This window comes from Brevundimonas sp. ABV4_179 (assembly GCF_056311945.1).
Genome location: NZ_CM149976.1, coordinates 1,506,695 through 1,533,268 on the forward strand (window position 1 = coordinate 1,506,695; position 26,574 = coordinate 1,533,268).

Annotated in this window: 21 protein-coding genes; 15 read left to right on the plus strand and 6 right to left on the minus strand. The window is 66.2% G+C overall.

Annotation, left to right across the window (positions count from 1 at the left end):
* Positions 1–19 precede the first annotated feature (19 nt).
* Both ACYX4P_RS07280 and dld read left to right on the plus strand, forming a co-directional pair.
* Positions 20–946, plus strand: a complete 927-nt coding sequence (locus tag ACYX4P_RS07280) for an AEC family transporter (protein ID WP_248117429.1) — start codon at positions 20–22, stop codon at positions 944–946.
* Positions 943–2,676 (plus strand): D-lactate dehydrogenase, encoded by a 1,734-nt coding sequence (gene dld, locus ACYX4P_RS07285; protein ID WP_248117427.1) that lies wholly within the window; start codon positions 943–945, stop codon positions 2,674–2,676. Before ACYX4P_RS07280 ends, dld begins: the two co-directional genes overlap by 4 nt.
* Positions 2,677–2,680: 4 nt before the next feature.
* Here the strand turns inward: dld and ACYX4P_RS07290 are convergent, their stop codons facing one another.
* Positions 2,681–3,439, minus strand: a complete 759-nt coding sequence (locus tag ACYX4P_RS07290) for an SDR family NAD(P)-dependent oxidoreductase (protein WP_248117425.1) — start codon at positions 3,437–3,439, stop codon at positions 2,681–2,683.
* A 197-nt stretch (positions 3,440–3,636) separates the two neighbouring features.
* On the opposite strand from ACYX4P_RS07290, the gene ACYX4P_RS07295 reads away from it, so the two are divergent.
* The 13 genes from ACYX4P_RS07295 to ACYX4P_RS07355 all read left to right on the plus strand — a co-directional run bounded on the left by ACYX4P_RS07295 (position 3,637) and on the right by ACYX4P_RS07355 (position 20,182).
* Positions 3,637–4,191 (plus strand): PCC domain-containing protein, encoded by a 555-nt coding sequence (locus ACYX4P_RS07295; protein ID WP_248117423.1) that lies wholly within the window; start codon positions 3,637–3,639, stop codon positions 4,189–4,191.
* Positions 4,169–4,570, plus strand: coding sequence for a PCC domain-containing protein (locus tag ACYX4P_RS07300; protein ID WP_248117421.1), 402 nt, complete (start codon positions 4,169–4,171; stop codon positions 4,568–4,570). Before ACYX4P_RS07295 ends, ACYX4P_RS07300 begins: the two co-directional genes overlap by 23 nt.
* Positions 4,571–4,660: 90 nt before the next feature.
* Positions 4,661–5,671, plus strand: a complete 1,011-nt coding sequence (locus ACYX4P_RS07305) for a TRAP transporter substrate-binding protein (protein ID WP_292046051.1) — start codon at positions 4,661–4,663, stop codon at positions 5,669–5,671.
* On the plus strand, positions 5,668–7,551 hold the full coding sequence (locus ACYX4P_RS07310; protein ID WP_248117417.1) for a TRAP transporter large permease: 1,884 nt from the start codon (positions 5,668–5,670) through the stop codon (positions 7,549–7,551). Before ACYX4P_RS07305 ends, ACYX4P_RS07310 begins: the two co-directional genes overlap by 4 nt.
* Before the next feature lie 395 nt (positions 7,552–7,946).
* Positions 7,947–10,157, plus strand: a complete 2,211-nt coding sequence (locus ACYX4P_RS07315; RefSeq protein ID WP_476070235.1) for a TonB-dependent receptor — start codon at positions 7,947–7,949, stop codon at positions 10,155–10,157.
* A complete protein-coding gene (locus ACYX4P_RS07320; RefSeq protein ID WP_248117412.1) occupies positions 10,157–11,404 on the plus strand; it encodes a cytochrome P450 in 1,248 nt (415 codons plus the stop codon). Before ACYX4P_RS07315 ends, ACYX4P_RS07320 begins: the two co-directional genes overlap by 1 nt.
* A gap of 10 nt (positions 11,405–11,414) precedes the next feature.
* Positions 11,415–12,287: a helix-turn-helix domain-containing protein gene (locus ACYX4P_RS07325; RefSeq protein WP_248117410.1), complete on the plus strand. Its 873-nt coding sequence runs from the start codon at positions 11,415–11,417 to the stop codon at positions 12,285–12,287.
* Positions 12,287–13,756 (plus strand): aldehyde dehydrogenase family protein, encoded by a 1,470-nt coding sequence (locus ACYX4P_RS07330; RefSeq protein ID WP_476070236.1) that lies wholly within the window; start codon positions 12,287–12,289, stop codon positions 13,754–13,756. Before ACYX4P_RS07325 ends, ACYX4P_RS07330 begins: the two co-directional genes overlap by 1 nt.
* 41 nt (positions 13,757–13,797) lie before the next feature.
* The gene (locus ACYX4P_RS07335; protein WP_476070237.1) at positions 13,798–14,901 is read left to right on the plus strand and encodes an NAD(P)-dependent alcohol dehydrogenase; all 1,104 of its coding nucleotides are present in this window, start codon (positions 13,798–13,800) and stop codon (positions 14,899–14,901) included.
* Between the two features lie 170 nt (positions 14,902–15,071).
* Positions 15,072–15,386 (plus strand): 2Fe-2S iron-sulfur cluster-binding protein, encoded by a 315-nt coding sequence (locus tag ACYX4P_RS07340; RefSeq protein ID WP_248117404.1) that lies wholly within the window; start codon positions 15,072–15,074, stop codon positions 15,384–15,386.
* Positions 15,387–15,390: 4 nt separating this feature from the next.
* The gene (locus ACYX4P_RS07345; RefSeq protein WP_248117402.1) at positions 15,391–16,590 is read left to right on the plus strand and encodes an NAD(P)/FAD-dependent oxidoreductase; all 1,200 of its coding nucleotides are present in this window, start codon (positions 15,391–15,393) and stop codon (positions 16,588–16,590) included.
* A gap of 321 nt (positions 16,591–16,911) precedes the next feature.
* Positions 16,912–17,808, plus strand: a complete 897-nt coding sequence (locus ACYX4P_RS07350) for a helix-turn-helix domain-containing protein (protein ID WP_248117400.1) — start codon at positions 16,912–16,914, stop codon at positions 17,806–17,808.
* A gap of 139 nt (positions 17,809–17,947) precedes the next feature.
* Positions 17,948–20,182: a TonB-dependent receptor gene (locus ACYX4P_RS07355; protein WP_248117398.1), complete on the plus strand. Its 2,235-nt coding sequence runs from the start codon at positions 17,948–17,950 to the stop codon at positions 20,180–20,182.
* Between the two features lie 118 nt (positions 20,183–20,300).
* Here the strand turns inward: ACYX4P_RS07355 and ACYX4P_RS07360 are convergent, their stop codons facing one another.
* The 5 genes from ACYX4P_RS07360 to ACYX4P_RS07380 are packed head-to-tail and all read right to left on the minus strand — an operon-like array spanning position 20,301 to position 26,268.
* Positions 20,301–21,602 (minus strand): spinster family MFS transporter, encoded by a 1,302-nt coding sequence (locus ACYX4P_RS07360; protein WP_248117396.1) that lies wholly within the window; start codon positions 21,600–21,602, stop codon positions 20,301–20,303.
* 37 nt (positions 21,603–21,639) lie between these two features.
* Positions 21,640–22,482: an enoyl-CoA hydratase/isomerase family protein gene (locus ACYX4P_RS07365; RefSeq protein WP_248117394.1), complete on the minus strand. Its 843-nt coding sequence runs from the start codon at positions 22,480–22,482 to the stop codon at positions 21,640–21,642.
* Positions 22,479–23,549, minus strand: a complete 1,071-nt coding sequence (locus ACYX4P_RS07370) for a phosphotransferase family protein (RefSeq protein ID WP_476070238.1) — start codon at positions 23,547–23,549, stop codon at positions 22,479–22,481. The genes ACYX4P_RS07365 and ACYX4P_RS07370 overlap by 4 nt, the downstream gene beginning before the upstream one ends.
* The gene (locus ACYX4P_RS07375) at positions 23,546–24,733 is read right to left on the minus strand and encodes an acyl-CoA dehydrogenase family protein (protein WP_248117390.1); all 1,188 of its coding nucleotides are present in this window, start codon (positions 24,731–24,733) and stop codon (positions 23,546–23,548) included. The genes ACYX4P_RS07370 and ACYX4P_RS07375 overlap by 4 nt, the downstream gene beginning before the upstream one ends.
* Positions 24,730–26,268 (minus strand): acyl-CoA synthetase, encoded by a 1,539-nt coding sequence (locus ACYX4P_RS07380; protein WP_248117388.1) that lies wholly within the window; start codon positions 26,266–26,268, stop codon positions 24,730–24,732. Before ACYX4P_RS07380 ends, ACYX4P_RS07375 begins: the two co-directional genes overlap by 4 nt.
* Positions 26,269–26,574: the final 306 nt, after the last annotated feature.

Genomic DNA, 26,574 nt, shown 5'->3' on the forward strand with positions numbered 1-26,574 from the left:
CCATGATCGCCCCGACGTCATGACCGCCCTGCTGAACGTCGTCCTGCCGGTCTTTGCGCTGATCGCGCTGGGCTATCTGTGTCGGCGGGTGAATGTGCTGGGGCCGGCGGCGGTCACGGAGATCAATCGGTTCGTGGTCTGGCTGGCCCAGCCGGCGCTGCTGTTCGGCATCACCGCCAACGCCCACTGGTCCAGCTATCGGCTGGACTTCACCCTGGCCATGGCCGGGGCCCTGGTCGGGACCTTCGTTCTGGTTCTGGCCCTGACCTGGCGCAGGATGGGCGCGGGCGATGCGGTGGTCGACGCCCAGAGCGCCGCCTACGCCAACAACGGCTTTTTGGGCATTCCGCTGGGGCTGCTGGTGTTCGGGGACTGGTCTCTGCCGTTCTCGGGCGTGTCGGTGATCCTGACGGCCTGCGTCCTCTACGCTCTGGGCCTGATCGGCCTGGAGATGGCGCGCGCGCACGGTCATGGGCTGGGCAAGGCGCTGCTGAAGGCCGGCGGGGCGGTGGTGCGAAATCCGATGATGATCGCCCCGGCGGTCGGAGCGGTTTTCTCCACCCTGGGGCTCAAGCCGCCCGAGGGCGTGACCACCCTGCTGGGGCTGCTGGCCGGCGCCGCCATTCCCTGCGCCCTGGTCGCTCTGGGTCTGTTCCTGGCCGAGAACGCCAAGGCGGGATTCGGCGATTGGAGCTGGGCGTCCCTGACGGCGGCCAAGCTGATCGTCCAGCCGGTGATCGCCTGGTTGATCGCCGGGCCGATCCTGCACGCGCCGCTGCAGGTGGTGCAGATGGCCGTGCTGATGGCCATGATGCCGACCGGCGCCGGCCCCTTCATGCTGGCCCAGGTCTATGACCGGCGCGGCGCTGTCGCTTCCCAGACCATTCTGATGACGACCGTCCTGTCGATCATCTCCATCTCCGTTTACCTGACCATGATCCGATGACCGCCCCCCGTTCGACTGCCGTCCCTGCGCGCACGCCCGTTTCGTCCGACCAGTTTCGCGACCGACTAAGGGCCGTCGTCGGCGCCGCCCATGTCCTGACCGAACCCAAGGCCACGCGCCGCTACAGCCGGGGCTACCGGTTCGGCGAGGGCAAGGTGGAGGCGGTGGTGCGGCCCGGCTCTTTGGTCGAGCAGTGGCGGGCCTTCAAGGCCTGCGTCGAGGCAGGCCGCATCGTCATCATGCAGGCGGCCAACACCGGACTGACCGGCGGATCGACCCCTGACGGACACGACTACGACCGGCCGGTGGTGGTGATCTCCACCCTGCGCATGACGGCCGTGCATCTGATCGAGGATGGGCGTCAGGTCATCTGCCTGCCCGGCGCGTCGCTGGATCGGTTGGAGCGGATGCTGAAGCCCCTTGGGCGGGAGCCGCATTCGGTGATCGGTTCGTCCTGCATCGGCGCCTCGGTCGTGGGCGGGGTGTGCAACAACTCGGGCGGTTCGCTGATCCAGCGCGGCCCGGCCTATACCCAGATGGCGCTGTACGCCCGCGTCGACGCGGACGGCCGGGTGGAGTTGGTCAATCATCTGGGCGTGGCCTTGGGCCACGATCCCGAGGCCGTGCTGGCCCGCGTCGAGGCGGGCGACTTCCAGCCGGGGGAAATCCTGGCGGATGACCGCCGACAGGCGTCGGACGGCGACTACGCCCGCCGGGTCCGTGACGTGGACGCCGACAGCCCGGCCCGTTTCAACGCCGATCCCGACCGGCTGTTCGAGGCGTCGGGCAGCGCGGGCAAGGCGGTGGTCTTCGCGGTGCGGCTGGACACCTTTCCGGCGGCGGGCGAGACAGGCGTCTTCTACATCGGGGCCAACGATCCGGCGGTCCTGACCCGCATCCGGCGCGACATCCTGAGCGGTTTCACGCATCTGCCGGTCGCCGGCGAATACATGCACCGCGACTGCTACGACATCGCGCGGAAATACGGCAAGGACACCTTCCTGGCGATCCGAACGCTGGGCACGGGACGGATCGGACAGTTGTTCGGCATGAAGTCGCGGTTCGACGCCTTTGTCGAGGATTTGGGCTTCCTGCCGAAATACCTCGGCGACCGCCTGCTGCAGTTCGCCAGCAGCCTGTTCCCCGAACACCTGCCGGCGCGGATGAACCAGTATCGCGACCGGTTCGAACACCATCTCATGCTGAAGATGTCAGGCGAGGGCGTGGAGGAGGCGAGGGCCTATTTGGCGCGCACCCTGACGGGCGACGACGCGGCCTTCTTCGAATGCACGCCGGACGAGGGCGCCCGCGCCTTCCTGCACCGGTTCGCGGCGGCGGGGGCTGCGGTGCGTTACCGTGCCGTCCATCATCGCCAAGTGTCGGATATCGTCGCCCTGGACATCGCCCTGCGTCGCAATGACCGGGACTGGATGGAGGTCTTGCCCGAAGACGTGCAGCGGCCGATCCTGAAGAGCCTGTATTACGGCCACTTCTTCTGTCACGTCTTCCATCAGGACTACATCGTCGCCAAAGGGAACGACCCCATCGCCCTGGAGCATCGGATGTGGGGCCTGCTGGACCAGCGTCGCGCCGCCTATCCGGCCGAACACAACGTCGGTCATCTCTACAAGGCCAGTCCGGCCCAGGCCGCCCACTTCAAGCGGCTGGACCCGTGCAACTGTCTGAACCCGGGCATCGGCATGACCTCGCGGCGCGCCGAGTGGGTCTGAGGCCTTATTCGGCGGCGATCGGCGCCGCCAAGCCTTGCGCCACGAAGCCGCCGTCGACCGTCAGCACATGGCCGGTGACATAGGTGGCCTCGTCCGACAGCAGGAAGACGGCGGCGCCCGCCATCTCTTCGGGCGAGCCATAGCGTTTCATCGGCACACGGCGGCCCCATTCGGCGCGCGTCTCGGGCGAGTGGACCTGGGCCACCAGCGGCGTCTCCACCGGGCCGGGCGCGATCACATTCACCCGTATGCCGAACTGGGCAAGGTCCACCGCCATCACCTTGGACAGGGTGACGACGCCGCCCTTGGAGGCGCCGTAGGCGCTGCGGCCCGCATTGCCGAGAAGGCCCGACACGCTGGCGATGTTGACGATCGAGCCGCCGCCGCTCGCCTGCATCGCCCTGGCCGCCGCCTGACCGATAAGGAAGCTGCCGCGCAGGTTGACGGCGATGATCGCATCGAACGCCTCGACGGGGGTTTCTAGGAAGGGTTGTTCGCGGGCGATCCCGGCGCTGTTGACCAGCCCGTCCAGTCGCCCGTGCTTGGCGACGATGGCGTCGATGGCGGCCTGGACCGAGCTGGAGTCCGAGACGTCCAGTCTCAGCGGCGTCACGGCGGCGTCGCTCAGGTCGATGGCCTGCGCCGACAGATCGCCCGCGATCACAATGGCGCCTTCCGCCGCCAGCTTCTGACATACCGCCGCGCCGATTCCGGATAGGCCCCCGGTCACAAGCACGACGCGATTATCGAGACGTCCAGCCATGTTTCTCAACCTCAACTGACAATAGGTCCACAATACGGACTATTGGTGTGATGATATTTCCTAATGTAGTCGGGTTGCGTGTCTAAATATGGCTGCTAATAATGGCAATATAGAAACAAGTGGTCCAATATATGGACCCGTCAGGGAGTATTTAGTTTGGCTGATCGACTTAGGCTTATTTTGAACGACGGCGCGCGATGAGCGCTCCGCTTGTCGAAACCCGCCGCGTTGTCCATCCCGGCGCTTCGCGCTTCAGCCGTGTCCTGACGGCCGCCGGCGATCAGTCCCGCCAATCGCTGGGCTCGATCCGCGAGGGCGAGACAATCCAGGCCGGAATCGAACGCCTGTTCGCCGCCTTGGGCGAATCCTGCGGCGGCTTTCGCCTCATCGGCGGCCGTCTGGCTGAGGCCTATTACCACGTCGCCATGCCGCGCGCCGACAGCGAGCGCGCCGTCGAATACGGCGCGGCGCTCCAGATCGAGGGCGGGGCCGCCGTGGTCGCCGCATCGGGATCGTTCGGGCCCTCAGTGTCCGGCGCTCCCCTGTTGCACCTTCACGGCGCCCTGGCCGACGACCACGGACGCGGTCACGGCGGCCACCTGAACGTGGATCGCTGCGTGGCGGGGCCCGGCGGCGTGCGCGTCCATCTGATGACCGGCTCGGGATTCCGCCAGGCGGCCGATCCTGAAACCCGGTTCTCGACCTTCTTCCCAGTATCCGAGTACACGCATGAACCCGTCGGACATCACTGACATTCGCACCGGCCGACTGGCGACGGTTCGGCTGGGGCCGAACCAGGATCTGGTCGAGGGGCTGCAGCAGGCCGCCGCCGAACTGGGTTTCGAACGCGCCCTGGTCCGCAGCGGACTGGGCAGTCTGAACGACGCGGTCATCGAAACCGCCTCGGGCGAACCCAAGGTGCTGCGCGGTCCGGCGGTCGAGATACTGACCCTGTCGGGCGAGATCGTCCTTGCCGAGGGCGCGACTTCCGCCGGCATATCAGGTGTCGTGGGCGAAACCACGGGCGACGTTTGGGCCGGGCGGTTCACGCCCGGTCGCAATCTGGTCTGCGTCACGGCGGAAATCGTGATCGAGGAAGTCATCGACCAAGCGGAGACGACCACCGCTTGAATCATCCCGGCCGGACGATCCGGCCGTCGTCAATGGGTTGAACCGGCCGCCAAGAGCCGGATCACCCGAGGAAGAGGACAGGAAGAGGCCATGAACACCTTAAGTCGCCGCACGCTGCTGGCAGGAGGGCTGGTCGCACCCGTTGCGCTCAGCGCCTGCGGCAAGGGGCCGGACGCCGACATCGTTTGGCGATTGGGCACGAACCTGCCGATCACCCATCCGCTCAGCGCGCGCATGAAGGAGGCGGCCGGCAGGATCTACGAACGGTCCGGCCATCGGCTGTTCATCGAGGTCTATCCCAGTTCGCAACTGGGCACAGACGCCGATATGCTGGCCCAGGTTCGCGCCGGCGCCATCCAGATGCTGTCGATCTCGGGCCTCATCATGTCGATCCTGGTGCCCCAGACGGCGCTCAGCGGCATCGGCTTCGCCTTCCAGGACCGCCAGCAGCTGTTCAACGCCATGGACGGCTCCCTGGGCGCCGAGATCAAACAGGCCCTGGCCGCTCGCCACCTGATCGCCACGCCCAAGGTCTTCGAAAGCGGCTTCAGGCAGATCACCACCAGCAGCCGACCCATCAACTCTCCGGCCGACCTGGCGGGGATGAAGATCCGCGTGCCGTTGGGCTCGCTGTGGACCTCGATGTTCCGCTCCTTCGGCGCGGCCCCGACCTCCATCAACTTCAGCGAGGTCTATTCGGCCCTGCAGACGCGGGTCGTCGAAGGCCAGGAAAATCCGCTGGCGGTGGTCGATACGGGCAAGCTGTACGAGGTCCAGCATTACTGCGCCCTGACCAACCATATGTGGGACGGCTTCTGGTTGCTGCAGAACGAAGAGGCGCTGAACAAGCTGCCCGGCGATCTTCGCGATCTGGTCCAGGCCGAGTTCTCCGCCGCCGCCGACCTGCAGCGCGAAGACCTGGCGGTCCTGGCCGAGACCCTGCCCAAGAAGATGCAGGACGAGGGCCTGATCCTCAATCGTCCCGACACCCAGGTCTTCCGCCAGCACCTGCGTGACAAGGGCTTCTACGCCCATTGGCGTGAACAGTTGGGCGAGACGTCCTGGCGTGTTCTGGAGAACTATGTGGGAGGTCTGGCATGAGCACGGCCGCAGTCGAAAACGCCGTCATCGCCGAGGGCGTGACCCCGCCCGTTCATCCTCGCGGCCGGTTCGCCCATTATTTCGAACAGGCCGTCGCCATCCCGGCCGCCATCATCGTGCTGGTCGAGATCGTGCTGTTGCTGACCAGCGTGATCTTCCGCTTCTTCCTGCATAGTCCGATCGTCTGGGCCGACGAACTGGCGTCCACCCTCTTCATCTGGATGGGGATGCTGGGGTCTGTGCTGGCCCTTCAACGTGGCCAGCATATGCGGTTGACGACCATCGTGACCCGATCCTCTCCCAGGGTGCGACCGATCCTGGAGGCCTTGGCCGTCATGGGACCTGCGCTGGTCCTGGCGCTGATGCTGCCGCACGCGATCTTCTACGCCTATGAAGAATCGATGATCACGACGCCGGCGCTGAACTGGTCGCTGGGCGTGCGCGCCGCCGCCCTGCCGGTCGGTATCGGCCTGATGCTGATCGTGGCCCTGACGCAGTTGCCGCGGCATTCGCTGAAAGCCATCGGCGTCACGGGCGGAATATTGGCGGTGGCCGCTCTGGGTCTTTGGGCGCTGTCTCCCTTGCTGATCGGCCTGGGTCACATCAGCCTGATCCTGTTCTTCGTCGTCGTCCTGCTGGGCGGCGTGGTCCTGGGCGTGCCGATCGCCTTCGCCTTCGCGCTGGCGACGGCCGCCTATCTGCTGACGATGACGGACGTCCCGATGCTGGTCATGACCAGCCGGATGGACGAGGGAATGAGTTCGCTGATCCTGCTGGCCGTGCCGCTGTTCGTCTTCCTGGGCGCGCTGATCGAGATGACGGGCATGGCCGCCGCGATGGTCGGCTTCCTGGCCTCGCTGCTGGGCCATGTGCGGGGGGGTCTGAACTACGTGCTGCTGGGCGCGATGTATCTGGTGTCCGGCATCTCCGGTTCAAAGGCCGCCGACATGGCCGCCGTCGCGCCGATCCTGTTCCCCGAAATGAAGAAGCGCGGCGGCGACGAGGGCGAGATGATCTCCCTGCTGTCCGCCTCAGGCGCCATGTCAGAGACCATTCCGCCGTCGATCGTCCTGATCGCGATCGGGTCGGTCGCCGGAGTGTCGATCGCCTCGCTGTTCGTCGGCGGCCTGTTGCCGGCCTTCGTCCTGGCCATCGCCCTGGGCGTCATCTCCTGGATGCGGGCGCGCAAGGAGGACATGAGCAAGGTCGTGCGGCCGAACCGCAAGATGATCTGGCGCGCCTTCCTGATCTCCGTGCCGGCCCTGCTGCTGCCGGTGGCCATCCGCTTCTTCGTGGCGGAAGGCGTGGCGACGGCGACCGAGGTCTCGACCCTGGCCATCGCCTATGCGGTGATCGCGGGCCTCTTCATCTACCGCAAGTTCGACTATCGCCGGATCATCCCGATGCTGGCCAGCACCGCCGCCCTGTCCGGCGCCATTCTGCTGATCATCGGCGCGGCCAGCTCCATGGCCTGGTCGCTGACCACCTCGGGCTTCTCGGCCGACCTGACGCACATGATGTCGAACCTTCCCGGCGGCGCCTTCGGCTTCCTGGCCATGTCGATCGTCATGTTCATCGTGCTGGGCAGCATTCTGGAGGGCATTCCCGCCATCGTCCTGTTCGGACCGCTGCTGTTCCCCGTGGCGCGAGCGATGGAAATCCACGACGTCCACTACGCCATGGTCGTCATCCTCGCCATGGGCATCGGCCTCTTCGCCCCGCCCTTCGGCGTCGGCTACTACTCCGCCTGCGCCATCGCCAAGGTCGATCCCGACGCCGGCCTGAAGAAAATCTGGCCCTACCTCGGCGCCCTGGTCATCGGCCTGATCGTCGTGGCCGCGGTCCCCTGGATTTCGACGGGCTTCCTGCCGACCAAATAGCAATAACCGATGTGAGCTACGGTGTCCCAGGACTGTTCCGTAGCTCACGTCGGAATGCTGTCGGATGAGTGTTCTAAGCTTGATCGGGGTGGGCTGCAGCTTGTCCAACTTGGTGAAAGCTCAGGCGACAGCGCCGTTGGCCAGTAACAGGGGCAGGGCGTTGGCGCCCAAGCGGCGTTCCTGGAAATCAGATTTAAGACCCATCAAGCCCACCGAAATGGTCGATTTCGGCGGGTGGTGGTCCGCAATAATCGTCAAATTGTGAGGCAAGCCTAGGCAAAGCCAGCGACTGAAATCCCCCCTAGCGTCAGGGTCAATAAAAACGGGTCGAAACACGGCCTCTGATCCTTAGGGAGGATAATGGCATGGGCGTTAAACGGCACAGGTGCGTCTTGTTGGCCGCCTTGATGAGTTCGGTCGCGGGCGCGGCGCTGGCGCAGTCCGCGCCGTCTGCTCCGCCCCAGAGCGCGTCTTCGGTCGACGATATCGTCGTGACGGCGCAAAGACGCAGCCAGGCGCTGCTCGATGTTCCGCTGGCGGTTTCGGCCCTGAACACCGAAACCCTGGCGAACAAGGGCATCACCAACTCGGCCAATCTGGCGACGGCGGTTCCGAACCTTCAGGTGTCCAGCCCCTATGGCTCGACCCAGCCGAACTTCTCGCTGCGGGGGATTTCGGTCGCGAACGAATACAACGCCAACCAGGCCTCGCCGGTCGGGGTCTATATCGACGACGTCTATATCGCCTCGCGCACCAGCCAGGGCATGGGCCTGTTCGATCTGGATCGGGTCGAGGTGCTGCGAGGGCCGCAGGGCACGCTGTTCGGGCGCAACACCACCGGCGGCGCCATCAACTTCATCACCATGCGGCCGGACCTGTCCGGAACCGAAGGCCGGGTCGAGGCGGGATACGCCAACTTCAACACCGTCAGCGGCCAGGGCGCCATCGAGTTCACGCCGGTCGAAAATCAGTTCGGCGTGCGCGCGGCGGTCAACTATGTGAAGGGCGACGGCTGGCTGAAGAACCTGGCCCCGAATGGCCGGGCGGCGAACTCGACCGACACGCTTCAGGGGCGACTGTCGCTTCGGTGGAAGCCGAACGACGGGCCGGTCGATGTCAATCTGCGCGCCTACGCCGGCCGCGATCGGGGCGCCCAGGCCGGCATCCATGGCCTGTTCGGTCCGAACAGCGGGACAGGCTTCTTCGAGATCAACGAGAACCGGGTCGGCGACAACAAGACCGACGCCTGGGGCGTCGCGCTGAATGTCGCGGCCGAACTCAGCCCGACCGTCACGATCACGTCGATCACGTCCAAGGATGGCGGCAAGCAGAACCTGCAACAGGCCGCGGACGGTTCGCCGCTCGACATTCTGGACATCAACTGGCGATCCGACTTCGATCAGTTCAGCCAGGAACTGCGGCTGAACTACGACACGGACAAGATCCACGCGGTCTTCGGCGGCTTCTACGGCGCCGACAAGATCACCACCGACAACCTTTTCAACATCGGCAGCGCCCTGGCGCCAGGGGTCAATGGCGGCTTCTTCCAGCATTATGCTCAGGAGCGCAAATCCTGGGCGGTGTTCGCCCAATCCGATTTCGTCCTGACGCCCAAGCTGACGCTGACCGCCGGGGTGCGCTACACGCAGGATGACGCCGAATATCGCGACGGCTTCGCCCATCTTTTCGCAGGCAATGTCGGCGGGACCTCGACGCCCATCGCCTCGACGGTCCCGTGCCCGACCCCGGCCGGCACCTGCGCCTACAATCCGGCGGCGCGTTACAACATCGACGGCGATTCCGACGCGGTGACGGGCCGACTGGCCCTGGCCTATACGTTCGACAGCGGCGTTCTCGCCTATGCCAGCTATAGCCGGGGCTATCGCTCGGGAGCCTTCAACGGCGGCGGCTACACCTCCTCGATCGGCATCACCTATATCCAGCCGGAACAGGTGAACGCCTATGAGGCCGGCCTCAAGGGTCGCTTCATCGACGACCGGCTGACCCTGTCGTCGGCCATCTTCTACTACGATTATTCGAACCAGCAGGTGCAGGACACGCGCGCCGGCCCTGTGTCCTTCCTGGTCAATGCGCCGAAATCCGAGGTCTATGGCGGCGAAGTCGAGTTCGGTTTCCGGGCGACCCCCGATTTCCGGCTGAACGGGTCGTTCGGCTATCTGGATGCGACCTACAAGGACCTGACGCTGCAGGGGGTCGATCTGTCCGGCAATGACCTGCCCTTCGCGCCGAAGGTGACGGCTCAGCTCGGTTTCGACTGGACCATCGCCCGTCCGGCGGGCGGCGACCTCGTGCTGTCGCCCACGGTCAGCTATTTCAGCCGACAGTATTTCTCGCCGTTCAATGAGAAGAATGCGACGGGAACCGGGCAGGTCAACTCCGAGCTGCGGCAGGACGCCTACGCCAAGGTGAACGCCTCGCTGGCTTGGACCCGCGATGACCTGACCGTCCGCGCCTTCGTCAACAACGCCTTCGAGGAAAAGACCTATTCCTACGGTCTGGACCTACGGGGGGCGGGTTTCCCGTTCAACTTCCTCGTTCCAGCGGCGCCGCGCACCTATGGGTTCGCGATTTCGAAGGCCTTCTGATGACCGTCCTCGCCAGCCAAACCCTCATCGACGGCCCGGACCTGAAGAACCCGGACCTCTATGTCGATCGGATGCCCTATGGCGTCTTCGCGACGCTGCGCCGCGAAGCCCCTGTCTACTGGAACCCCGAGACCGACGGCGCCGGCTTCTGGGCGGTGACGCGCCATGCGGACATCGTGGAGGTGTCGAAACAGCCGCTGCTGTTCTCGTCGGCCTACGCCAACGGCGGGCACCGCATCTTCAACGAGAACGAGGTCGGGTTGACCGGCGCGGGCGACTCCGCCGTGGGCATCCCCTTCATCTCGATCGATCCGCCCGTCCATACCCAGTATCGCAAGGTGATCATGCCGGCGCTGTCGCCTGTGCGGCTGGGCGACATCGAGACCCGGATCGAGGAACGGGTGTCTGGCCTGCTGGATCAGATCCCGATGGGCGAGGTCGTGGATCTGGTGCCCTTGCTGTCGGCCCCCCTTCCGCTGCTGACCCTGGCCGAACTGCTCGGCGTGCCGTCGGAAAGCTGGAAGGATCTCTATCGCTGGACAAACGCCTTCGTCGGCGAGGACGACCCGGAGTTCCGTCAGTCGCCCGAGGCCATGGGCGCGATCATGGGCGAGTTCTTCGCCTTCAGTCAGGATCTGTTCGAGCGTCGCCGCGCCGAGCCGGGGCCGGATATCGCCAGCCTGCTGGCCAATGCCGAGATCGATGGACAGCCGACCCAGTTTCGCGATTTCGTCGGCAATCTGATCCTGGTGCTGGTCGGCGGCAATGAAACGACTCGAAACTCTCTGAGCCACACCATCGTGGCCCTGTCGAATGACCCGTCCCAGTGGGATCGGCTGCGCGCCGACCCCGATCTTTTGAAGACCGCGACGGCGGAGATGGTGCGTCACGCCAGTCCGGTGATCCACATGCGCCGCACCGCGACCCAGGACGCCGTCATCGGCGGCCAGACGATCCGAAAGGGCGACAAGGTCGTGCTGTTCTATGCGTCGGGCAACCGGGACGAGGCCGTGTTCCAGAACCCGGACCTGTTCGACGTCACCCGCAAGGGCGTCGTTCACGTCGGTTTCGGCGCGGGACAGCACGTCTGCGTGGGGTCGCGCCTGGCCGAGATGCAGTTGCGCGTGGCGTTCCGGCTGCTGGCGAAAAGGGTCGCCCGCTTGGAAGTCGTTGCGCCCCCGCGCCGTTTCAGATCGAACTTCATCAACGGACTGAAGAACCTGGACACCAGGCTCGTCCCGGCTTGAGGAAGCGACCATGGCGGACGACTGGACCAACGAAGCGATCATCAGCGACACCCTTTGCGAGGCGCCGGATGTGGCGCTGGGCGGCAAGGAAGACGGTTGGCGCCTTTCGCGCTGGCGGCATTTCGTGGGCAGCTACGCCTTGCCGCCCCTGCCGGCGCCGACCTTCGTCGTTCACATTGGCGGCAAGTCCCAGGTGAAGACCTGGTGGCGGGACGGGTGGACGGAAGCCGGCTCCATGCCGGGGGATTCCACCATCCTTCCGCCTGGCATGGCCTCGCGTTGGCTGGTCGATGGCGAGCTTGACGTGGTGACGCTGAGCTTCGCGCCCCACCTGATCGACGCGACGCCCAACTCCTCGCGGTTCAGCCAGCTCAGGTTCGCCTTCTCCGATCCCTTGGGCACGGCGCTGACGCGCCAGGTGCTGTCCGAGCTGTACACCCCGGCCAGCACGGAACGGGACGCCTATGTCGGAACCCTGGTCAACGCCCTGACCGCGCATGTGCTGCGTGGAACCAGCCTGTCCAGCGGCCCCGAGATCCCTAGCACCCAGTCTTCGTCGTTCCGGCTGCACACCGTCATGGCCCAGATCAAGGAGCACCCCGAGGCTGACCACGGGCTGGAATCGCTCGCAGCGGCCGCGGGCCTGACCCCCTCCCACTTCTGCCGCGTCTTCCGCAAGGCGACGGGCTCCACGCCGCACCAGTTCGTGATGCGGACCAAACTGGACCGCGCGCGGCATCTGCTCGCCCAGTCCGAACTGCCGGTGGCGCAGATTTCGGACAGTCTGGGCTTCAAGAGTCAGAGCCATTTCACGCGGACCTATCGCCAATATTTCCACGAGACGCCGAGCGATTTTCGCCGGCGCGGCAAGGAGGCCGCATGATGGCCAGCATCCAAGGTTTCGACGATCTGATACTGCCGGAGCTGACGCTTCGGGCCGGCGGCGATCCGCTTTCCGTGGTCAACGCCTTCGGCGACGAAGACCCGTCGCGCGCCGAGGTGTTCGCTGAAATCCCCGATGCGTCGGCGGCCGATGTCGATGCTGTGGTCGATGGCGCTCTGACCGCTCTTAAGTCGCCGGCCTGGCGCGACCTGATTCCGCTGCAGCGCGAGGCCCTGCTGCACAGGTTCGCCGACGCCATCGAAGCCGACCTGCCGCGCTTGGCCGCGCTTGAAGCGCTGGACGCCGGCAAGCCCATTTCGATGGCCGAAACGATTGATATTCCGGCGACGGTCGGCTGGCTTCGCGCCTATGCGGGGTGGCCCAGCAAGATCCAGGGGCGGGCAGGGGGGCTGGCGGCCACGCCGGGCGGCCATCACGTCTATACGCGCCGCGAGCCGGTGGGGGTGGTGGCGGCGATCACGCCATGGAACTTCCCGCTTGTCCTGTCGATGTGGAAGATCGCGCCCGCCCTGGCGGCGGGTTGCACGGTCGTGCTGAAGCCCGCGCCCGAGACCAGCCTGTCGGCGCTTCGGTTGGCTGAACTGGCGATTCAGGCGGGGCTTCCGGCCGGCGTGCTGTCCGTGGTGACGGGCGGCGCAGAGGTCGGCGCCCGGCTGGCGTCTCATCCGAAGATCGCCAAGGTGGCGTTCACGGGATCGACGCGAACGGGTCAGTCCGTGCTGGCGGCGTCCGTTCCCGATCTGAAGCGCGTCACCCTGGAACTGGGCGGCAAATCCCCGTCGATCCTGTGTCAGGACGCCGACCTGGCCAAGGCCATCCCCGAGGCCGCCTTCGGCTGCTTCTTCAACTCCGGCCAGGTCTGCTACGCCGGGACACGGCTTTACGCCCATCGCTCGATCTACGAAGCCGTTCTGGATGGTCTCGCCGCGACGGCCGCCGCCCTGCCGATCGGGGCGAGTTCGGATCGCCAGGCCCAGCTTGGCCCGTTGATCAGCGCGCGTCAGCATGAGCGCGTCTCGGGATATGTCGACCGGGCGCTCGCCGCCGGAATCGCGCGGCACGGACCGACGCCGGTGGTGCCGGATCGGGGCCACTTCTATCCGCCGACCGTGTTGCGCGACGTGCCGACCGATGCCGAGATCGCCCGCGAGGAGGTGTTCGGCCCCGTCCTGGCGGTGACGCCGTTCGACGAGTTCGATCAGGCCATCGCCATGGCCAACGACAGCGATTACGGCCTGGCGGCTCACGTCTGGACGCGCGACCTGGGCGCAGCGCATCGCGCGGCCGCCGAGCTGGAGGCCGGCACCGTCTTCGTGAACTGCATCCTGGCCGCCGACCCGGCCTTCCCCTTCGGCGGCATGAAACGCTCGGGCATCGGACGCGAGAACGGGCCGGATGTGCTCGACGCCTATCTCGAGTCCAAGTCCGTCGTCATGGCCCTGCCCTAGTCGTTCACGCCTCAGTTCTCTGCGTTATCAGGATCGCCACCATGCAGATCACCGCCGCCGTCGCCCGTAAGCCTCATGCCGATTTTTCGGTCGAGACCGTCGATATCGAAGCCCCGCGCGCCGATGAGGTGCTGGTCCGCATCACCGGCGTCGGCCTGTGTCACACCGACCTCATCACGCGCGACGGCTTCATCCCCGTCGCCCTGCCCGCCGTCCTGGGTCATGAAGGCGCGGGAATCGTCGAGGCTGTCGGCGCCGAAGTGACCAAGGTCGCGCCCGGCGATCGGGTGGTTCTCAGCTTCGCCAGCTGCGGCCATTGTTCGCGCTGCAACGACGATCTGCCGTCCTACTGCCGTAAATTCCCGGCGTTGAACTATGCCGGCGCGCGCAAGGATGGATCGACGGGGATCAGCATCGACGGCGCGCCCATTTCAGCAAACTTCTTCGGTCAGTCGTCCTTCGCCAGCCACGCCCTGGCGTTCGAGCGTAATGTGATCAAGATCGAAGACCCCGACGCGCCGCTGGAGATATTGGGCCCGCTCGGATGCGGGTTCCAGACGGGGGCGGGCGGGATAATGCGGTCTCTGGCCTGTCCGGCGGAGTCCACCCTGGCCGTCTTCGGCGGCGGTCCGGTCGGGCTGTCGGCCGTCATGGGTGCGGTCGTCCAGGGCTGCGGCGTCATTATCCTGGTCGAGCCCATCGCGGCGCGTCGCGAGATGGCGCTGGAACTGGGCGCGACGCACGTCATCGATCCGGCGGTCGGCGACGTGGCGGCCGCCATTCGCGCCATTCTGCCGGACGGCGTGGATTTCGCCTTCGAGACCAGCGGGCGAGAGCCGGTGGTCGAGGCCGCGCTGGCCAGTCTTTCGAGCCACGGGGTCCTGGGCCTGGTCGGCGTGCCGCCCAAGCCGGAGAGCAGCCTGTCGGTCAACCTGGCCGGGCTGATCACCTACGGCCATCGCATCCAGGGCATCATCGAGGGCGACAGCGACCTGGACGGCTTCATTCCCCAACTGGTCGATCTGCATCGCCAGGGACGGTTTCCCATCGAGAAGCTGACGAAGACCTGGCCGCTGTCCGAAATCAACGCCGCCGTCGAGGCGCAGCACCGAGGTGAATGCGTCAAGGCCGTCCTCATTCCCTGATCCACGGCGTCGCCGCCGCCGGACCTCCGCTCCTCCCCGGAGAAACTTCCGCCGATCGCCGCCTTTGGGCCGGGCGATCGGCGGGCTCTTGTTTTCGAAAGCCTGACCATGTCCTTCACCTTCACCCAACCCCGGCCTGCTTGCGGCGCCTCTCGGCGGGAGCGTCGCTGATGCCGACCGTGACCGTCATTCTTCGTGGGGGCGACGCCGTGCCGATCGCCGCCGCCGTCGGCGCCTCCGTGATGGAGACGATCCGCAACGCCGGTATCGACGAAGTCGTGGCCCTGTGCGGCGGCTCATGTTCGTGCGCGACCTGTCACGTCTTTGTCGAGGCCGGCGGCGAAACCCTTGCGCCCATGGAGGGCGACGAGGCCGATATGCTGGAATGCAGCCTGCATCGTCAGCCGAACTCGCGCCTGTCCTGCCAACTGGCCGTCACCGACGACAGCGACGGCCTGGTTGTCCGTATCGCGCCCGAGGAGTGAGCCGATGGCCGTGGTCCCGTCTCATCAGGACGTTCTGATCGTCGGCGGCGGCCAGGGCGGCGCCCAGACCGCCATCTCACTGCGTCAACTGGGGTTCGAAGGATCGATCACCATCGTCGGCGATGAGGTCGAGCTTCCCTATGAACGACCGCCGCTGTCCAAGGAGTATTTCGCATCGGAGAAGACGTTCGACCGGCTGCATCTGCGCCCCGCGGCCTATTGGCAGGACAAGGCGGTGACGCTCGTCAGCGGCGAAACCGTGGTTGGGTTGGACCCCCTGGCCAAGACCGCGCGGACGGCCTCGGGCGACAGCCTGTCCTACGGGGTGCTGGTCTGGGCGGCCGGCGGTTCGCCTCGCAGGCTGACCTGTGACGGAGCGAATTTGGCGGGCGTCCACGCCGTCCGCAGCCGCGCGGATATCGACGCGATCCTGGGCGAACTGCCGAGGGTCGACCGGGTCGTCATCGTCGGCGGCGGCTATATCGGGTTGGAAGCCGCCGCCGTGCTGAGGAAACTGGGCAAGGCCGTCACGCTCGTCGAAGCCCAGACGCGACTGCTGTCGCGCGTCGCTGGACCGGCCCTGTCGGCCTTCTTCGAAGCGGAGCATCGGACGCACGGCGTGGATATCCGCCTGGGTCAGGGCGTCGATCGTCTGGAGGGCGACGCGCGGATTTCTCATGTCGTTCTGACGGGCGGCGAGAAATTGGCGGCGGACCTGGTGATCGTGGGCGTTGGCATAACGCCCAATGTCGCGGCCCTGGAAAGGGCGGGGGCGACGGCGACCAATGGCGTCGATGTCGACCTGCGTTGCCGGACCAGTCTGTCGGACGTATTCGCCATTGGCGACTGCGCCAACCAGATCAACGCCTACGCCGGGGGCGAGCGGACGCGGATCGAATCCGTTCCCAGCGTGTCGGAGCAGGCGGCGACGGTGGCGCGCGAACTGACAGGCCAGGGGCGTGATCATGACGCCTTGCCCTGGTTCTGGTCGAACCAGTACGATCTCAAGCTTCAGACGGTCGGCCTGTCTGGCGGGTTCGATCAGGAAATCGTTCGCGGAGACCCGGCTTCACGCAGCTTCTCCGTGACCTATCTTCGCGGCGGGCGGATCATCGCCGTGGACGCCGTCAACGCCGCCAAGGCCTTCATGCGCGGTCGGGCCCTCGTCGCCGGCGGGGCAGGCGTCGAGGCCCTGTCCGACTGAACCGATGGCGCGCGACAGCGCCAGCGTTCGCCATGCCTGAAACCCGTTGATCGGCGCGGCGCGGCCCAAAAGCAAAAAACGACAAAAGCCGCACCCAGATTCGGCAATGCCTATGTTGCGTATCGTGCGCATAATGAGGGTTCATAAGAGCGGTTCAGCCGCCGATGGAGAGGGAAGCAGGATGCGGGCGCAAGGCCAGTCGAATCGCGAGTTCCGTCAAACCCGACCGTCCGCGCAGGCGGTCCGGGCGCCGTCGCCGTTCTCTAGCGTCCTCGATGCGCCCGGCACGCCGCGCGCCATCGTCTGCGACGGGGGCGTCTGATGCAGGGCGCGCTGCTGCAGGAGCGGTCTGGGAGCGCGGAAGCGATCATCAAGGACACCCTGCGCCGCGGGCCCGAGATCAGCGTCGCCTCAAGCGATGGCCGGTGGCGGTTCAGCCGTTGGCGCCAGTTCCTGGGCAGCTATGCGCTTCCGGCCCTTCCCGATCCCCTTTTCGTGGTTCAGCTGGCCGGTAAGGCCGACGTGCGCACGTGGGTGAGGGACGGCTGGAGCGAGGCGACGTCCTTCCCGGGCGCCGCGACCATCGTGCCGGCCACCATGCCCACGCGGTGGCTGGTGGACGGCGAACTGGACTGCATCACCTTGTCGGTCGATTCTCACGGGCTGGAAGCGGCGTCGGTCCTGGACCAGTTCGCCAACTTCCGCTTCGCCTTCGCCGATCCCTTGGGCAGCGCCCTGGCGCGGCAGATTTCGACCGAACTGTATCAGCCGGCGTCCGGCGCCCGCGACGCCTATGTCTCGGCCCTGATCGACGCGCTGAAGGCGCACATGCTGCGCGGCGCGGCGACGGCGCCGGCCAGCGCCCTGCCGACCTCGGCCTTCTCCTCCTATCGCATCCATCACATCATGAATGCGGTCAGCGAGCATCCGGAGGCGGAATACAGCGTCGAGGAGATGGCCGCCCGGTCCGGCCTGACGCCATCGCATTTCTGCCGCGTCTTCAAGAAGGCCACGGGAACCAGCCCGCACCAGTATGTTCTGAAGGCGCGACTTGATCGGGCGCAGCGCATGCTGGCCGAATCCGACACCTCCATGAAGGTCATCGCGGATCTGCTGGGTTTCACCAGCCAGAGCCACTTCAACCGGGCCTTCAAGACGCACCTGGGCGAGACCCCGACGAGTTTCCGCGCCCGGCGCCAGGGGGCGAAGATGGCGTAGCGCGCGCCACGTCAGGATCAGCCGCCGCCGGCGGCCCGTCGTCAGAACCGTGAACGAGATCGCCCCGAGGCCCACCCGCCCCGGAATGCGAACCCGTGCGCGTGCCAAATCAAACAAAACAATCAAGGGAGGACATAGAATGAAGCTCAAGAAACATATTCTCACGGCGGCCAGCGCGCTGGCCCTGACTTGCGCGACAGGCGCGGCATGGGCGCAGACCAGCCCACAGCCGACCGCCCAGCCCCAGCAGGGCGAGGAAGCGACGGTCGTCGACGAAATCGTCGTCACCGGTTCGCGACTGCGCGACGAGTCGGTGCAGGAGACGCCGATCGCGGTTTCCGTGGTCAACGCCCAGATGATCCAGGATCTGCACGCGCCGGACGTTCGCGCCCTGTCCAGCACGGTTCCCAATCTGCAGATTTCGCAGAACCCGACCGCCAGCGGCACCCCGCTGATCTTCCTGCGGGGCTTTGGCGTGGTCGGCACCGAGGTCGCGACCGAGCCGGGTGTGGCCCTCTATGTCGATGGCGTCTACCAACCCACGGTGTCCGGCGCCCTGGCCGAACTGTTCGACACCGACCGGGTCGAGGTGTTGCGTGGTCCGCAATCCACCCTGCTGGGCAAGAACGCCAGCGCCGGCGCGCTTCTGCTGCAACGCATCCGTCCCAAGCCGGGCGCCGATCCCAGCACCAAGATTCAGGCGGAATACGGCAGTTACAACCTGGTTCAGACCCAGGCGCTGACGACCTTCCCCATCCTTCATGACGTGCTGGCCGGCAAGCTGTACGGCTATTATCGCAAACGCGACGGCTATATCGAGAACCGCTTCCCGGGCGGGGAGGACGGGGGCGCCGAGGATACCTGGACCGTGCGGGGCGCCGTGGTGTTCGAGCCGACGCCGGACTTCAACCTGTATGTGACCGCCGATTATTCGGCGCGCCATCCCACCCAGTCCGTCGGGCGCGTCGCCACGCCGGCCACCGCCTTCCCATGCGCGAACTGGGGGTATTGCACCACGGACCTGGACAAGCGCCGGGTGATGAACATCGACTACAATGATCGGCCTCGGGCGCGGGACCACAACATCACCGCTGACGCCGAATGGAGCCTGAACGGCGCCAAGCTCAGCGCGATCAGCGGCTATCGCCGGTATTCGCTGCTGAATGACGCGGATCTGGACATCACGCCGGTTCCGGTCTTCCACGTCAACGATCAGATCTTCCGGGTGAAGTCCTTCTCCCAGGAACTCCGGCTGTCGTCGGAAGAGAACGGAGGTCTGGACCTGGGCGGGCGTCTCGCCTGGCTGGTCGCCGCCTATTACAATCACAGCACCTCCGACCAGACCCAGCCGCAGTACACGCGCTTCAGCCCGGCGGCGGGGGTTTCCGTGTCCAACCAGGCCAGCCAAACGGTGCGGACCAGCTATGCGCTGTTCACCCACCTCGACTATGACGTCACCGACCGGCTGACGGCCTCGTTCGGGGCGCGCAAGTCCTGGGACGAGACCGAGCACAACTTCTCCCTGCGGGCGCCGGGGGCGGCGACGCCGGCCATGGACAACACCCAGAGCCGCAAGGACGACAACTTCTCGATCGAGGCCGGTCTGAACTATCAGATCGACGACACCAAGATGGTTTATGGCCGTTATTCCGAAGGCTATCGCGGCGGCGGCTTCATCGGTCTGGTCGGATCGCTGGCCCAGTCGGTGGGCGGATACGGGCCCGAGACCTCGACCTCCTGGGAAGTCGGCGCCAAGACCGAATTCTACGACCGACGCTGGCTGGTGAACCTGGCGATCTACGACACCAAGTTCGAGGATCTGCAGCGCAGCCAGACCGAGTCCACCGGCACCGGCTTCATCATGGTCACGCGCAACATCGCCGGCGCCCGCACCCGCGGCGTCGAGCTGGAGACCGTCGTCAAGCCGATGGACGGCCTGCAGCTTCGGGGATCGGTCGGCTATCTGGACGCCAAATACACCAACTATGTCGTCAATGGCGTCGACCTGAGCGGCACGCCCTTCTCGTTCGCGCCGGAATGGACGGCCAGCTTCATGCCGTCCTACACCTTCCCGATCGGTTCGCCCGGCGATCTGTTCGACAATGTTCGACTGCAGGCCAATGTGGCCTACGGATCGGAGCGTCTGGTCTCCAGCGTCAACGATCCGCTGTTCATGCAGAAGGCCTATACGACGGTGGACGCCCAGATCAATCTGAGCGGTGGTCAGGCGGCCGGTTACACCCTGTCCCTCTACGCCACCAATCTGTTCGACCAGGACTATCTGACCTATGCGTCGCGGATCGCCAGCATCTCGACCTTCCTGTTCGACAACCCCGGCCGTCTCTTCGGCGTGTCGCTGGAGGTGAAGTTCTAGTTCTCGCCGAGCGATTCGTCTTCCCGGGCGAAGTCTCAACGCCTTCAGGCCGCCGGAGCGATCCGGCGGCCCTTTGTTGTCGTTGGAGCGAGTCTTGAAAGGAGCGGCTTGGCGCGCTTCAGGCCTGAGCCGCGGCCGCGCGTCGGCGCAACAGCACCGCGCCTCTGAACAGGACGACGACCGCCAGCAGGATGGCCGGGATCAGCGCCGCGAGTCCGAAACGAAGCGACTCGGCGCCGAAACGCGGAGCCAGGGCGTCGCTGACCCACCCGACCAGGAACGGACCGCCGCTCAGGCCGATCAGATTGATCATCAGCAGCAGGATGGCGCCCGAAGTGCTGCGTTCGCTGGGATGGACAGCGTTCTGGATCACCGAAAGCGCAGGGGCCAGATACATGCTGAAGGTCAGGCCGGGGACGACGAAGAGCAGCAGGGCCAAGGTCCAGCTATGCGCTGTCAGGAAGCCGATGAAGAAGGGCAAGGTGATCAGCAGACCGATGGCGGGCATCAGCGCATAGGCGCCGGGATTGGTGCGCGCCCACCGGTCGGCGACCCAGCCGCTGAGGAAGATGCCCGTCGCCATGGCGACGCCGTTGACCAGACTGTACCACAGGGCGACCTCGGGCAGGGTCATGCCCAGGGTGCGGATCAGATAGGCTGGCGCCCAGGCCGTGGCCCCATAGCCGCAGAAGGCCGAAAGGCCGGCTGACAAGGCCGTGGACCGCAGCACCGGATTGGAGAAGAAGGCGCGAAGCGCGGTCGGCAGCGACGATGTGATCGACGCCTGTTTCAGCCGGTCCAGACCGCCCCGCAGCGGCTCGCGCACCGTGGTCACAAGAAGCACGGCCAGAACGATCCCGGGCGCCCCGGCCGCGAAGAAGGCGACGCGCCAGCCATAGGTATTGGCCACGAGGGCGCCGAACGCGGTCCCCAGCGTGATGCCCAGGGGGATGCCCAGCGAATAGAGGGACATGGCGTAGCCGCGATCCTGCGGGGGGAAATAGTCGGCGATGATGCTGTAGCTCGGCGGCGATCCGCCGGCCTCGCCTATGCCGACCCCGATCCGGGCGGCGGCCAGTTGCAGGAAGTTGCCCGCCAGACCGCAACACACGGTGAAGCCGCTCCAGATCGCGCAGGAGACGGCGATGATCCGCACCCGATTGTAGCGATCGGCCAGACGCGCGATGGGCAGGCCCAGCGTGGCGTAGAACAGGGCGAAGGCGACGCCGCTCAGCATGCCCAGTTGGGTGTCCGAGAGATGCAGGTCCTTGCCGATCGGCGCCACCAGAATGGCCATGATCTGGCGGTCGAGAAAGTTCACCGCATAGATCAGCACCAGGACCGCCACGACATAGTAGTGGTATGCGGTGCGTCGCGGGGCAGGATCGGCTGGCCGTTCGCCGATGGTGTCGTCCGTCATGGTGTTTCCCCGTGATGTGCGCCCTTTGGGCTGCTTTTTAAGCGTCGGCTGCGGCGATGAAGTTCGCCGGTCTGCGCTCGACGAAGGCGGCGATCCCCTCGCGACTCTCTGCGCCGCGTCCGGCATTTGCGATGGCGCGGGCCTCGGCCTCGAGGTGGCTCTCGAGCGATGCGCCATAGGCGTTCAGCAGAAGCTCCCGCGTGCGACCCCAGGCCTGGACGCCGCCGCGCGACAGGGTGTCGGTCAGAATGGCGGCCTGGGCCGAGAGCGTCGTCGGGCCGGCCGGCGCCTGGCCCGACTCGTCGGGATCGCACAACCGCGTCACCAGCCCCAGGTCCGCCGCCTGCGTGGCGGTCAGGGTGGGATCGGTGAGCATCAGCTCCTGCGCCCGGCGCAGGCCGATCAGACGGGGCAGCAGCCAGGTCGATCCGCCATCGGGCGACAGTCCCAACTTGCCGTAGGCCAGGGTGAAGCTGGCCTCGCGCGAGGCCAGGGCGACATCCCCCAGCAGCGCCAGACTGAACCCGGCCCCGGCCGCCGGTCCGTTGACGACGGTGACCAGCGGCTTCTGCATCCGCGCCAGGCGCGAGATGGCCGAGTGCAGGTAGCTGGTCAGTTCCTTCAGCAGATGCGGAATGCGCTCGCCGGCCGAGGAGAACAGCTTGACGTCCCCGCCGACGCAAAACATCCGCCCGGCGCCAGTCAGGACCACGCAGCGGACGGCGGGATCCTCGTCGCAGGCGATCGCGGCCTCCATCAGCGCCTTGGCCATCGGGACATCGATGGCGTTGCCCGCCTTGGGACGATTGAAAACGAGCCGAACGATGGGCCCGTCCCGTTCGACCAGCAGAGGCGGCGCCTCGGTCGGGGCGGCGGTCATGGGCGGGCCCCTTGGGCTTGCTGGACGGCGATGGCGGAGAAGACGGGCAGGGTGGCGATCATGTCCTGCGCATGGGCCGAAGACGCGGTGCCGCGAGCGATCCGCGCCTTGATGCCATGGAAGATCGCCGCCAGCCGGAACAGGTTGAAGGCGACGTAGAAGTCCAGATCCGGCGCCGATTCCAGACCGCGCGCGCGCCGATAGCGATCCACATAGTCCGCCTCGGTCGGCAGATTCAGCGCCTCCAGGTCCGCACCCACCAGACCCGTCAGCATGGTCGGCGGTATGCGGTACATCATCATATTGTAGGCGAAGTCGGCGATGGGCTGGCCGATGGTGGACAACTCCCAATCCAGCACCGCGACGATGCGCGGTTCGGTGGGATGGAAGATCATGTTGTCGATGCGGAAATCGCCATGGACGATGGATGGCGCGCCGTCCGCCGGCATATGCGCGGGCAACCAGTCGATCAGGGCTTCAAGGTTCTTTTCCTCGCCCGCTTCGGGCAGATCGGCCTGATACTGCCGCGTCCAGCGCCTGACCTGACGCGCCACATAACCGTCCGGGCGGCCGTAGTCTTCCAGACCGATGGCGCGATAGTCGATGTCGTGAAGGCGGGCCAGAGTCTCGGCCATGGCGTCGAAATAGGCGGGCCGCTCGGCGGCCGGGACGTCGGGAAGGGTGGCGTCCCAGAAGATGCGCCCCTCGACCAGATCCATCACATAGAAGGCCGTGCCGATGATGGCCGGATCCTCGGCCAGCCCATGCACATGGGGGACCGGAAAGTCGACCGTGGCCAGCGCCGTCAGGATGCGGGCCTCGCGGTCGATGGCGTGGGCGCCGTCCGCCAACTGGCCTGGCGGCTTGCGGCGCAGGACATAGTTGCGACGCGGCGTCGACAATCGATAGGTCGGATTGGACTGGCCGCCCTTGAACTGGTGCACAGTCAAGGGGCCTTCGAAGTCGGGAATGGTCTGCGCCATCCAGCCGGCGAGGGCGCTCTCGTCGAAACGGTGGCGGTCTCCGACTTCGGTGAAGCCCGCGTTGGGGTTTTCGGCCTCGGTCATGCGGCGGCTCCTTCAGCCTCGGCCTGAGCGCGGGCTTGCCTCTTGATGGCCTTGGCCAGGCTCCATTTGTGGACCTCGGTCGGCCCGTCGTAGATGCGGAAGGCGCGCAACTCCTTATAGACCTGGGCCACGATCGTATCATCGGTCACGCCGGTTCCGCCCATGACCTGAACGCAACGATCCGCGACGGCGTAGAGGCCCTCCGACACCGCCACCTTGGCCATGGAGCTTTCGACGGTGCCAAGCACGCCGGTGTCCAGCACGCCGGCGCACCAGTCGATCATCAGTTCGGCCTGCTTCAGGGCGATCTGGTTTTCGGCCAGCATGAAGCCGACGCCCTCGTGGTCGATCAGGGGCTTGCCGAAGGCATGCCGCCTGACGGCGTAGGCTGTCGCGATCTCATGGGCGCGCGTGCAGGCTCCCAGCCAGCGCATGCAATGCGACAGACGCGCCGGCGCCAGCCGGACCTGGGCATATTTGAACCCCTCGCCGCTGTGGCCCAGCATCTGATCGGCAGGGACCCGCAGGTTGTCGATCATCACTACGGCGTGGCCGCCCGGCATGGAGGTGTCGAGGGTATCAAGAATGCGCTCGATCCTTATCGCCGGGTCCGGCAGATCGACCAGGAACATGCAGGCGCCGTCCTCGGACTTGGCCATGACGATGCCGACATCGGCGCCGCCGGCCCCGGTGATGAAGGCCTTCCGGCCGTTGATGACCCAGTGATTGCCATCCAGCCGACAGGTTGTCTTCATCATCGAGGGGTCGGAGCCGGCCCCGCCGTCCTCGGCGGGTTCGGTCATGAAGAAGGCCGAGCGGGCCTGGCCCGCGATCAGCGGCCTCAGAAAGCGCGCCTTGATCTCTGGAGAGCCGACCTTGCCGATCAGGAACATATTGCCCTCGTCGGGCGCGGCGACGTTGACGGCGACCGGGCCAAGCGGCGACAGGCCAGACGCCCGCAGCACGACAGCGGTTTCTCGCTGAGTCAGGTGCGAGCCGTCGGAGCGGATGTGAGGGGTGAGCACGCCCGCCTGCCTGGCCAGGGCGCGCAGTTCGTCGACCAGTGCATCGGAAGGGCCGTGGGCCGAGCATCGGGGGTCGGCCTCGAAGGGCGCGACGACGTCGCGAACGAAGGTTTCGACGCGGGCGGCGATGCCGCGCGCTTCATCCGAAATCAGGGTCAAGACGCGACATCCTTTGCGTAATAGTCTTCACGGATCAGGCGTTTGAGCAGCTTGCCCGTGGGTTCGCGCGGCAGGGACCGGCGAAAATCGATCTGGCGCGGGGTCTTGACCCCGCCAAGCTGTTCCCGGGCGATCCGGGTCAGAGCTTCGGCCAGGGCTGGTCCGGCATCGGCCCAATCCGTGGGCTGAACCACGGCGACGACCCGTTCGCCCATTTCGTCGTCCGGCGCGCCGATGACGGCGACGTCGGCGACGGCCGGATGAACGATCAGCAGGTTCTCGATCTCCTGCGGGTAGATGTTCACCCCGCCCGAAATGATCATGAAGCCCTTGCGGTCGGTCAAAAACAGATAGCCGTCCTCGTCCAGCCGGCCGATGTCGCCCAGCGTCGCCCAGCCCTGGGGGCTATGGGCCTTCGCCGTCTTGTCTGGATCGTTGTGATAGGCGAACGCCGGACCGTCCGAGAAATAGACCTCGCCCACCGCGCCGACAGATTGCTCGCGATAGGCGTCGTCGAGGATCCGCACCCTGCCCAGGACGGCGCGTCCGACCGACCCCGGCTTGGCCAGCCATTCCTGGGCGGACAGGGCGGTGATGCCGCAGGTCTCGGTGCCGGAATAGTATTCGTGGACGATGGGGCCCCACCAGTCGATCATCGCCTGTTTGACCGGCACGGGGCAGGGCGCCGCCGCATGAACGGCCGCCGTCATGCTGGAGGTGTCGTAACGCGCGCGGACAGCATCGGGCAGTTTCAGCAGCCGGACGAAATGGGTGGGAACCCAGGTGCTGGCCGTGATGCGGTGCTTTTCGATCAGGGCCAGGGCCTGTTCGGCGTCGAACCGGCTCATGATGACAACCGTCCCGCCGAACCGATGCACCGTCATGGCCCACCGCAACGGCGCCGCATGATAGAGCGGCGAGGTCGAGAGATAGAGGGTGTCGGCGTTCATGCCGTAGAGGTCGCGGCCCATGGTCATCAAGGGCGTAGGCGCGTCCAAGGGACCGTCGGGCAGCGTCGGACGCACCCCCTTGGGGCGGCCGGTGGTGCCGGACGAATAGAGCATGTCCGTTCCGGGCTGAGGGTCTTCCAGAGGATCGGCGGAAAATGCGGATCGGGCGTCGCTCCAGGCCCTCAGTCCGCCTTGACCGGTGATGGAATAGGCGGCGACATCCAGCCCCTCCGTCGCCTGCTTAAGTTCCCCCGCAAGAGCGTCAGAGGCGATGACAAGACGCGCATCCGAATCGCGCAGAATGTAGGCCAGATCGCCGACGCTGCTCTTGGTCGACAGGCTGGTCAGGAAGACGCCGATCCGCTGCGCGGCCCAGGCGATCCGAAACGTCTCGAACCCGTTTTCCAGGATGACCGCGACCACGTCGCCGCGCTTCAGGCCCAGGTCTCGCATCAGCCGGGCGCCCTGGTTGGCCGAGGCCTCCATCTCGGCATAGGTCATGACCTCGTCTGTCTCGGCGAGTATGCAGGCGGCCTTGTCGGGGACGCGCCGGGCATGACCCAGCGGGTGTGTGGCCTCCGCCATGAATTGAATCCTCCTACGAACGAGTCTCGCGCCGAACGCATCCGGGCTGCTCGATAATCTTGTTGGGGTGATGCGAGCCGCAGTCGGAGCCGCGAAGCAAGGGCGCCGCAAGAATCGTCAAATCTTGCAGCAAGCCGGGGCAAAGCCTTCGACCGGGATCGGACGTAGCCTGACACTCAACGACAACGCTGAAATGCGGCGATCCCCCTGGAGGAATGAGAATGCGGCCCCAATCCCGTCCCTGCGCGACCCGATCGAACCCCGGCCACAGACGCCCGAAAACGACCGCCGGGCGCGCCTTCTAGC